At 49.1% G+C, this 10958-nt stretch carries 6 protein-coding genes; 4 read left to right on the top strand and 2 right to left on the bottom strand.

Annotated features, from left to right (window positions below):
• The first annotated feature begins 17 nt into the window (after positions 1 to 17).
• Genes BUB37_RS11400 through BUB37_RS11410 form a run of 3 tightly spaced genes read left to right on the top strand, consistent with a single transcriptional unit; the run spans position 18 to position 5875 of the window.
• The gene (locus BUB37_RS11400; protein WP_072993627.1) at positions 18 to 3107 is read left to right on the top strand and encodes a hypothetical protein; all 3090 of its coding nucleotides are present in this window, start codon (positions 18 to 20) and stop codon (positions 3105 to 3107) included.
• 1 nt (position 3108) lies between these two features.
• Positions 3109 to 4350, top strand: a complete 1242-nt coding sequence (locus BUB37_RS11405; RefSeq protein ID WP_072993629.1) for a hypothetical protein — start codon at positions 3109 to 3111, stop codon at positions 4348 to 4350.
• Complete coding sequence (locus BUB37_RS11410) at positions 4337 to 5875, top strand: cellulase family glycosylhydrolase (protein ID WP_072993632.1); 1539 nt, start codon at positions 4337 to 4339, stop codon at positions 5873 to 5875. The genes BUB37_RS11405 and BUB37_RS11410 overlap by 14 nt, the downstream gene beginning before the upstream one ends.
• A 55-nt stretch (positions 5876 to 5930) precedes the next feature.
• Here BUB37_RS11410 and BUB37_RS11415 read toward each other — a convergent pair whose 3' ends face one another.
• Positions 5931 to 7169: a glycosyltransferase gene (locus BUB37_RS11415; protein WP_072993635.1), complete on the bottom strand. Its 1239-nt coding sequence runs from the start codon at positions 7167 to 7169 to the stop codon at positions 5931 to 5933.
• A 57-nt stretch (positions 7170 to 7226) separates the two neighbouring features.
• Positions 7227 to 8495 carry an MATE family efflux transporter gene (locus BUB37_RS11420; protein ID WP_072993638.1) on the bottom strand — a complete coding sequence of 423 codons (1269 nt, stop codon included), beginning with the start codon at positions 8493 to 8495 and terminating at the stop codon, positions 7227 to 7229.
• A gap of 363 nt (positions 8496 to 8858) precedes the next feature.
• Between BUB37_RS11420 and BUB37_RS11425 the strand changes: the two genes are divergently transcribed.
• Complete coding sequence (locus BUB37_RS11425) at positions 8859 to 10919, top strand: tetratricopeptide repeat protein (protein WP_072993641.1); 2061 nt, start codon at positions 8859 to 8861, stop codon at positions 10917 to 10919.
• Positions 10920 to 10958 lie beyond the last annotated feature (39 nt).

A 10958-nucleotide genomic window follows, 5' to 3' on the forward strand; every position in this document is an offset into this window, starting at 1 on the left:
TTTCTTACATTCTTTGTATGATTAAAGAAACTAATGTATTGTTGGTGACGGCCCTGTTCATAGGCTTGGCTTTCCATGGGTCCAGTATCTTTTTTACCTTGGAATCTACCTACGATGCATTGATCCATCTTTTTTTTGCCGAGCATTATGCCACGAGCTGGTTTGAACCCTGGGATTACCGCTGGTACACGGGGTTCACGGTACAGGGCTATCCTCCCTTGGTGCATCAGTTGATCGGTCTTCTCTCTTTTGTCGGCGGCCTCAAGTTTGGTTTGTTCAGTGCCGGTCTTTTGGCGATCTTGCTTTTTGTGACGGGGGCGTACCGCTTTGGTCTCTTAATGACGGGAGATAAAAAAGTGGCCGGCTATACGGCCATTCTGGCCGTTTTTTCATCGACCTTTATCGAAACCCTGCATATTTTTGGACAATTGCCCAGCATCTTGGCCCTTTCGGTGTTAATGCACAGTCTCACCGAAATCTACCTGTGGCTGAAATTGGGTAGGCGCCGCTACCTCTTTACCAGCCTTTCGCTGATTGCGGTCATGGTTACCTCGCATCATGTGACCCCCATATTCGGTATGGTGTTCTTTATATTTCCCCTGATCGGTATGGCGGTTATGGATGTTTCGAGGGACAAGGTAGATTCATACCGCGATTTGCACTTTAAGGTATTTTGGATGTCGTTCAGGCAATTGTTCTGGCGTATTGTAAGTTTTGGGCTTCTATCCTTGGTACTGATCGTTACCTGTATTTTGCCTTATTGGATAAATTCAAAAAAAAATCCGATTACCCAGGTTCCCATTCCCCATGGTTCGCGCGACAACTTTCTTGAAGTAACCTCTTCAGGGCTGGTCTTTTTCATGATTCCATGGGGTATTTTGCTCTTTGTCATCCCCTATATCTTTTATCGCTTTTATAGTAAACGGTATTTGTTTTTCGGTTTGTCGATGACCATGCTCACCGTTTTGGGAACCGGGGGGACGACCCCAATACCCCTTATGCTTTTGGGGGAAACGGCATTTAATATTCTGACCTTGGATCGGTTTACGCTTTGGGCGACCATTATGGCCCTGCCTATTTTTGGCGAATTTGCCTATAGGATGGTAGAGGGCGATATAAAACAGGGGATCCAAAGAAGGATAGGCTCGGTCTACCATAGGCTTTTGGGCGGTTTTTTGGCGGGGGGCATCCTCTTTATGGTCGTTTTTACCATGAGTTTGGGGTATTTTCGACCCTCGCAGCCCCAAAAGATCAATATGCTGCCCATCGTGAATTTCTTGAACCAAGACCAGCACGACCATTGGCGCTACCTCCCATTGGGTTTTGGCGACCAGATGGCCTGGTTGTCGGCCCAGACCAAGGCCATGACCGTTGATGGCAACTACCATTCGGCCAGAAGGTTGCCCGAGTTGACGACCCGGGCCATCGAACGGCTCGAAAATTCCAAGTTTCGGGGCGTAGAGGGAATCGGTTCGCTACAACAGTTTTTGACCATACCGGAGAAGTACAACCTTAAGTACATTTTCAGCAACGATAAGTTTTACGACCCCCTGCTGTACTTCTGTGGGTGGCAGCGATTGCAGCAGCTGGAGAACGGTATTATGGTATGGGAAAAATTGAACGTACCGCCCCTGCCCGCCATCCTTCCAAAGGACGATGTGCCGAAGTGGTCGAAGATCATGTGGGGCGTAATTCCTATCACGACCGTTTTGATTGCCTTTTTTATCAACATACAATTGTTGTGGTTCAGGGTCTTGAGACCGAGAAAAATGCCCTTGGCCGAGTATTTCAGGTATAAGGTGCCCTATGCGAAATTTCCCGGTTCGGTAATCGTGGTCAGTCACATTTGGGCCCTGGTCGTCTTGCTTTGCCTTGGCTTCGGTTTGTATACCTTTTACCTGAACAACGCAAGTCGGCGCTCACCTGAAAATGTGATCACGGCCTATTACAATGCATTGGATTTTAAGGAGTTTGAAACCGCACATTCCTTTCTTGACAAGGAAAATGAAGTGCCGATAGCCCAATACATGTTGGAGGTATCGGTTACCGATGGCATATTGAGTTCCTATGCCAAATTGGATGCCCTGTCCATCGAGATCACCGACCGAACCCCGACCGGGGCCAAAGCGGTAGTGCAAACCCATTGGATCACCCCCCTCGAAAGAATCGACCGGACCTACCTGCACGATTTGGTAAAACGGGAGGGCGATTGGTTTATTATGCCTTCCTACCTCGATACCGATATACCTCCCGACCAGCTTTTCAGCGATACTGCCACCCGGTTTTACAACCACGGCCGAAGAAGGATAACCACCCAACAGACCCATCACGAAGATGTATTGAAACAACCGTTGCTGGAAGTGCTCTCGGCCAAACTCGTCCGATACAAGGGGCAGTATGCGGTAATAGGCGAATTGCAGAATGTCGACAACCTGCCTGCCGACGTGGTGATCAAGGCAACCCTGTACAACGACGATAACAAAGAGTTGGCCAATTACGATGCCAAGTACCACATGAAGCACAAGCTTATGCCCATGGAAACCACGTCATTTAAGATCAACTTTGAGGGGATAGCCTGGTCGAAAACCAAAGACACCATTCCGCCCACCTTCGACCCCGACGAATTTACACCCATAGAACTCGAGGAACAACCGACCAGGTTTAATCTGCAATGTGCGGGTAATATAGCCAATACCGATCTGTACAAGGGCTTGGGCCTTCAGTCTTTGACCATTGAAGGAGACCATGTGTCGGGCGAGCTTTACAATTCGGGAATCCAGGAGGTGACCATACCCCTGTTGCTCGTGTCTTATTACGATGAAGATCGGCAGCTGGTTTGGGTAGACCATACGTTTGTCCAAGAGGGGGTAAGGGTGCAACGAAAACAAGATTTCGAATATGCTTTTTTAAAGGTGTCGGGTCTCGAACTGATCGATAACAGTCTCAAGAATTGTTTTGTAAACGGGCTTCCCAATAGTTCGATAGCCGGCAAGGTGGTCCCGAATAGAATAACGGATCATGTGGGTGAGCAACTTCAACCTATCGAAGGCGATGGTTTTGGCTTTATAAAATTCGAATTGAACAGCTATGTCGGTAATCCGAGGTAATATGGGGCGATACCTACAGCTACTGGTCTTGTTTTTTCTTTTCTCCTGTGGAAAGGAAGGACGGAAGGTGGCCGAGGCGCAAGAAAAAATTGCATTCCGTGGTATCGACATTCCCCACAAAATGGTGGCGGGCGATAGCTTGGCCCTAAAGTTTGAAGTGGATGGTGGATCGGACCTGGTCCTTCTTTTGGAAAAAAGTTTTGGTCCCTCGTTGATCAAGCCAACATTCGTCGGCGATCTGGCCGTATTTTCACTGCCCCCTGAAATGCTTGCCCAGTCGGGCATGTACCACTGGCAGTTGCGAGCCTCGTCACAATTGCTATTGCGGGGGCATTTTGAGGTTTTGCCCAATATCGAAACGACCGCGTCCATAGAAACCTATTTTGGCCCCAGGGGCATCAGGGCCGGGGGCGGCGATTTTTCGATGCTCTTCATGGTTCCGCTCGATGCGTACGACAACCCCCTTCCCGATGGTACCTTGCTTAGGGTCCACCAGCTTATGGACAAGGGGCTTAAAACGATTTCGGTGACGACCAAAAACGGCTATGCCTTCCAAAACCTGTACAGTTCCGATAAGGCGGGTAGGATGTTGGTGAATGCGGCAGTCCACAACGTCCGTTCCAAGGAACTGACCAGTGTGGTCTCGCCCTCCAATTCCGTCGATTTTTCGATTGCCTACCAACGGGTACACGATTTTGCCGATGGCAATCAGGTCGTACTTTTTAAAACATCCCCCCTTCGGGACAGGTATGGTAACCAGGTTGCTGACGGAACTTTGGTGAATTTTTCAATCGTAGACCAAAGGGGAGCCCGGTTGAAAACGCAGGGAACGACCCTGGCCGGGGTGGCAACGGGGCGGATTTTGCATCCTACGGAGGCCAGTGAATGGAAAGTGACCGCTTACGTCACCGGCGAATCGAAAAGCAATACCATGGATCTGGACTTTAAAACCGCCGTGGGTGATTTTAAGGTCGCGTTCTCACAGGGTCACCGTCGTGCCGAGATAGGGCCCATACTCGGCTTTATGGGGCAATTGGTGCCCGATGGTTTGTTGATTACCCTCCATATAAGGGATGCCAATGGCAAGTTGATCGATACCAAAACCACCCATACCTACAAGGGCAAAGCTTCTTTTGACCTTCCGAAACGGTTTTATCCTGGGGCGAATTACCAATTAATCTTTGATACGGCCGACATTAAAAAAGAATTTCAAGTAGCTTTAACCGACAATGGACTGGAATAGACTTTTGATACGTGCGGTACTTATCGCTTCCTTCTTGGGGATGAATGCATTGATCGTGTTCGGCATCAGCTCGGTTTGGTCTTACCTGAATACCGGTGCGGACCGTTCGACCCGCCTTCACTTGAATTTGGAAGAGGTAACGGCCTACCTGCCCAAGGTCGAGTGGGATACTTCCAAAGTAGAAGGGCGGCCCATGGAAGCCCAGACCTTGGCCCAAATAGAGCGCGATTATCTCCACGGGTGGTATGTGAGAAACACCGCCCTGTTCGACAATAACCGCTACGGTATCGCCGATTATTTTACGGAGGGTGCCCGGGCAAAGATATTCGGCTTGCTCGATTTTAACCGAAAGCAAAACGCCTCGTTCAAACAAACCACGCTGAGCCATCGTCCCGAACTGGCCTTTTACAGTGCCGATGGAACACAGGTTTATTTTACCGATCGCAAGGTTGAACTTTACCAAAGGGCATATGAAAACGGCTCCCCCCTTTTTGAGAGCGTGGAGACTACGGGCTATAAGGTAATAATGTTACTGGAAGACGGCTTTTGGCGCACAAGACATTTTACCAAAATACCAAGCTCCGATAAGGTGGTCGGGGCCCCGGTGCGTTTGTCCAATGGCACCCTTGGGGCTATAAGGAACATAAAGGGCGTGAATTACTACCCGCAAGACACCCCGTGGGACGTTTTTGGCAAAAAGTACGACGAAGCCATTATCGCCAAAGATTTCGAACTGATCAGGCATATGGGGTGGAATACGATCCGTATTTTTATTCCTTATGAAGATTTCGGGGCGGTACACGTCGATGGGCAAAAGCTCGCAAAAGTTAGGTCTTTGTTGGATAGGGCCGACCAGAACGGATTAAAGGTAATGGTTACCCTCTTCGATTTTTACGGCAATTACGACGTGCTCGATTGGACCCTGACCCATAGGCATGCCGAGCAGGTGGTCAAGGCCCTTAAAGACCATCCCGCCTTATTGGCGTGGGACCTGAAAAATGAACCGGATCTCGATTTCGGTTCGAGGGGGGAGCAGACGGTCTTGGCCTGGTTAAGGGAAATGAACCGGCAAGTTAGAAACTGGGACCAAGAGAATGCCATTACCGTAGGATGGGCTAGTCCGGAGGCGGCGGTACACCTGAACGACGAACTCGATTTTGTTTCCTTCCACTATTACAGGGAGGTCTCGGAATTCAAAGAAGCCTATAACACCCTCAAGGCATCGGTGGCCGAGGTAGGAAAACCCATTGTACTGCAAGAATACGGTATATCATCGTACGGTGGCATCTGGAATGCCTTTGGCGCTTCCGAAGAAAAACAGGCCGACTACTATAAGGAAATGCAGGGCATACTGAAGGAGGAAGGCCTTCCCTTTTTGTTCTGGACCCTCTACGATTTCAACCAAGTACCGAATTCCGTTGTAGGGTGGAGGCCATGGCGTAAACAGCCCCAGCGTTATTACGGCTGTTTCGACAAAAAGGGGGAGCCCAAGGCCGCTTTGGACTACCTCAGGCAGACCGAATAAAAAAACGGAACGACCTTGGGCCATCCCGTTTTTTCTATGGATAGTTGGAAAATCTTTAATGCGCTACCCGGCTGGGGCCCAGTTGCATGGCGTTTACGTCGATTACCTGTCCTTTTGACTTCTGCACCTGTATGGCCTTGAAATAATCGATGTACATCTTTGTAATTGCCCCCATGGGCAGGGAGCAGGCCGCCTTGTAATTGGCTTCGGCCAATTCGGTACGGTAGGCATCGTCCATAAGGATCATTTGAATGGCATCGGCCAGGGATTCCTTATCTTCGGGAAGGAAGAATTCGCCCCTGTAGCCCTCTTCCTGTACCAATATGCTTAAGTCTCCCAAATCGGGAAGGGCCACTGCCTTGCCGTAGCTTCCGGCCTGGTGCAAGACCCCTGAACTCCCTGTGGTTGAGGTATAGGGGAAAACGACAACGGTACTTTCGCCGAAGATCACGGGTACATCCTCTTCCGCAACATAACCCGTGAACCTTATCTGTTCGACATGGCTGTACCTATCCTTCATTTCATCAAGATAGCCCGGCGTATTGGGGCTGTCGGTACCCGCAATTACGATTTCGATGTTTTCTTGGGTACGCGACCTGATCACTTCCACCGCTTCGATAAGTACCTCTACCTTTTTGTAAGTGCCGAATTTGCCGAAGGCCATTACTTGCTTCGGTCCATCGGGCAACTTAAAATCGGGTCGGGGAGGGGTCTCGAAGGATCCGTGGGGTATCAGGGCTATGTTTTTGGCCCCGTATTTCTTTTCGAGGGTAGAAACGTACTTGCTGATGGTAACGGCCACAATATCCGATGCGAGGATAAAGCGGGTCAGGTTGGTGCCGATAAAATTATAGGCATATTGTAGGAGCTTGTTGTCGGTGAAGCCCGCATTTTCCAAATCGACCTTCTCCAAAATGTTGTGCAACAAGGAGATGGTTGGGATGCCTTTACGCTTGGTCAGGTAGGGCAGCAACAGGCCAAGGGCCGCAGGTATTTTTTTGTCGCCGAATTTTAAAAATTGAAGGTTGAAGAGCACGGCATCGGGCTTGTGCTTTCCGATGGCCTTGTTGACGTCTAGAATGTTCCCATAGCTATTAAAATCCCAACACTCCTCGACGGTGATCGTACATCCCTTTTCGTTGAATGACAGGTCTTTTGGGGCTTCCGTACGGTCGGTCATAAGCACTATTTCGCTTATTTCTTCCTGAAGCCTAAAATGCTTGACAAGGTAATAACCGTATTCGGTTAGGGTGACTTTACTCGGCGGATAGGCCGTTACGATTGCTAATTTCATAGGTTTTTGATTAAGGTAGGCGGGTCTCTTGTACGGTGAGATGCCCATTCTACGGGTTTAAGGGGGCGGTATGGCTCCCCCGGTTAAACTTTTGTCTCGTTCCTTGATTAGGAAATAAAAGACCTGGACTGCGAGCAACAAGGTCATCGCAATGATCTGCATATGCACTACGGTGGCCAAATCGTCGTGGAACACGGCCACCAATACTATTTGCGAAAGCCCCAAGACCCCCGATATAATGACGGGAACGTAGTGATCCAACGACAGAAAATAATAGGCGAATATGTTGGAAACGGCGAATAATGAGGTCGCGAGGGCATACTGCCACAGGAGGCCCGACATGGCCAAGTACGATTTGCCGAACATCAAAGAGATGATCAATTCGGGAAATAGGTAACAGGCCAGTACTATGGCAAGCGACAATAGGGCGATATAGGTAACGTATTTGAACAATACGGGGGCCGTGGGCTCTCCGTCCCTATGTTTTTGGACGACTGCCGGCAACAGCAGCATGACGAACATCCAAGCCACGAAATAGACAACGCGGCCTATCAGGGCCAACGAGGCGTAGAGCCCGGCGTCGAAGGCGTTGAAATAGTGCTTTACCATCAATATATCGCTATTGTTTATAATTATCTGTGTGAGTTCGTAGCACGCCGTAAGTAACAGGAAGCGCGACACTTTCTTGGAGTTATCGGGATGCAGCCTTTCCTTCGGGGCAAGCGACAGGCCCTTTACCTCGGTCGGGAACAAACCGAACAAAAAGGAAAGGAGAATACCAAGGGAGACCACCATACCGGGCAAGGTATCCACAAAGTAGAGCAAGGCCATGGTCAGGAGCAACCGGCTCCACATTTCGGTCTGATAGGTAAGCGATAGCTTGCCGAATTCCTGTTTGCCCTGAAAGGTTCCACGGTTTACGCTCATAAAGAAATAAACGGGTACCCCCAGGCCAAAAACGACGAACATCCAGTGGCTTTGGGCATTGAAGAGCAATTGGAGGTTTTTGGAAAACACGATGATCAAAAAGCCGATCAGGAGGCCTGCTAGGGCCGACTGTTTGTACATATTGCCCCTAAAACGCTCTAATTGACCGCCTGTAAAAAGAACGGAAAACTTGGCGACCGCAAGTTGGAACGTCATTCCCAGAAACGATAGGACCAAGAGCAAGGTGATCAATAGGGCCGCCTCCGAAAAGGCTTCGGGGCCCAGGAGCCTTCCGAGTAAGAGATTGTACAAATAGTTGCCGCCGTTTACCACGAGAACACTCAGCATGAATATCTGCTCTTGGGAAATTTTTTGGATCATGAGTCGAATGGCGGTCATAGGATACTTGCCTTATAGCATCGGCCAGGGATGGGGTTATTTGAAAAAGCGCGGGTATCTGTCCGCGCGTTATTTGCTTCACACATAGTATAGTAACGTTGTTTTTTATAAAAATTGTAAGATTTGTCTGATATAGTTCTGTAAAAAGGGAGCAACGATGGCTCTTTTTTGCCCACAAATCGCGAAATAGCGGTTAAATACTTCGGGGTGAATGTTCAAACAATTGTCTTGCAGGGTTTTATATTCCTTTTATTCAAACGTTATAGTTGAGTTTTACACTTGTTTTTGCCCCTTTTTTTGCAAGCTCCAACATATTTATGCAATTCATCCGTTATATTTTTGTAAATAAAAACTTACATAGGCATGCGTCGACTGATTGGTATCCTGTTTTTGCTCGTTTCATGGAATTCGTTGCTAGGTCAATCGGACATGACCCCGGGTTTCGACCTGTTGGAAAAAGGGGATTTTGAGGCAGCCGAACAGTTTTTTGAAACTTATCTGAACACAGACCCCGATAACAAAACGGCAAAGATCTGCTACGGGAGGGCCGTAGGCCTTAACGGCGATCCCGAACGTGCGACTTTACTTTTTGGAGCACTAAAAGACCGTTTTCCCAACGACTACGAAATTACGGTCAACTATAACGAGTCTTTTTTATGGGGCAAGCAGTACCAGACCGCCAAGCCCTTGTACAAGGATTTGGTGGCCCGATACCCCGACAAGTTCGGGGCCCTTTTGGGTTATGCCAATACCCTATCGAACTTGAAGGAATACGAGGAGGCCCTTTTATGGGTAGACAAGGCCCTGCTTCTTCAGCCTGAAAACCAAAGTGCCAAGGTGTCTAAAAAATATATGCGGTTGGGCTATGCCAACCAGTTTGCCAATGCCCAGGAGTACGCCAAGGCGGAAGCCTTGCTGTTGCCCATCTTCGAAGATTTTCCTGAAGACGATGACGTATTGCTCAATTTGGCGAACCTTTATTTGCTTACAAAATCGACCGAAAAGGCCAAGGCGGTCTATTGGAGGTACGCCACTACGGGCAAGGATTCCATTGCGGCCATGAACGGGATCGCGCTGGCCGAACACATTGCCATGAACGACAAGCAGGCCTTAAAGGTTGCTTCGGTTGCCAAGTCGAACGTAGGCCGGTTCAACGACACCTTGCTTCTCGGGCGCACCTACGAACGGTATGTACAGGCCCTGGTATGGAACCGTAAATATGCATCGGCCAGACAAGAAATAGCCCTTTTGGAGCCTGAATATCACGACCGGAACTGGTTGAGGTCGCTAAAAGCCACGCTGGGCATGTATACGGCCAATTTTAAGATGAGTTTGGAGAATTATGGTGCCATTCTTGAAAAGGACGAAAACTCCTTCGATGGAAATTTGGGCAGGGCAAATGCCCTGTTCGCATCCGACCGTATCGTGCCCGCTTATCGGGCGGCCTTTCAAACCTTGCGCATATTCAAGGACCAGAAGGACGCCCTTGGTTTCATAGAAAAATTGAACGCTGCCTATACCCCGGTGGTAAAAGACCATGCGGCCTACACCTTCGACAATGGCAACAATGTGGCCTTTTCGAACACCTTGGGTGCCGATATTCCGTTTTCTACCCGTTTCAAAACCTCGGTCAGCTATCAATTTCGGACCAGTGAAAACACCGTTACCCTAAACAAGGCCGATTCGCATGTACTTTCCGTAGGGGCCGATTATAAGATAGTGCCCAATGTAGACCTGAAGGGCGTATTCGGAATTAACAACAGTCGGTTCGAAACCTCGTACACCCAACCGGTCATCGACCTGAAATTGGTAACCAAGCCCCTCAGGCTGCAGAATTTGGAAATCGGCTATAAGCGCGAGGTCCAGAATTTCAATGCCGACTTGATCGAACGCGAAATTGTGATGAACCACTACGGACTCAATTACAATTTGGGAACCAACTTTAATCTCGGGTGGTATACCCAGGCCATGCATACCCGACAAACCGATGACAATACCCGTAACCTATTGTTTACCTCCTTGTATTACAGCCTGATGCGCAAACCGGCCTTAAAGGTCGGCCTTAACTATCAATACATTTCGTTTGCCGATCAGTTGCCCACCGTATATTTTAGTCCGGAGGAGTACCAGGCGGTCGAGCTATTTGCCGATATGCGGGGTGAATTTTCTGCCCATACCACATATATGGCCAGTGCGGCGACGGGGTTACAGCAGGTAGAGCAGGATCCCCAAACCGTCATTTTCAGGGCCGAAGCCGGCCTGACCCATCAATTCGGCAAAAGGCTTGTCGCGAACCTGTACGGAAAATACAGCAATATAGCCTCGGCAACCGCAGCGGGCTTCGAGTTTACCGAAGTGGGAATCAAACTAAAATGGATGTTGGCCGAAAAGCCCTTGTTCTACGCTACACTCGATACAAAATGAGTCGTGGTGGCCGTTCGGGCCGAGGCTGCTATCTTCCAC

This window comes from Pseudozobellia thermophila (assembly GCF_900141855.1).
GTDB lineage: Bacteria > Bacteroidota > Bacteroidia > Flavobacteriales > Flavobacteriaceae > Pseudozobellia > Pseudozobellia thermophila.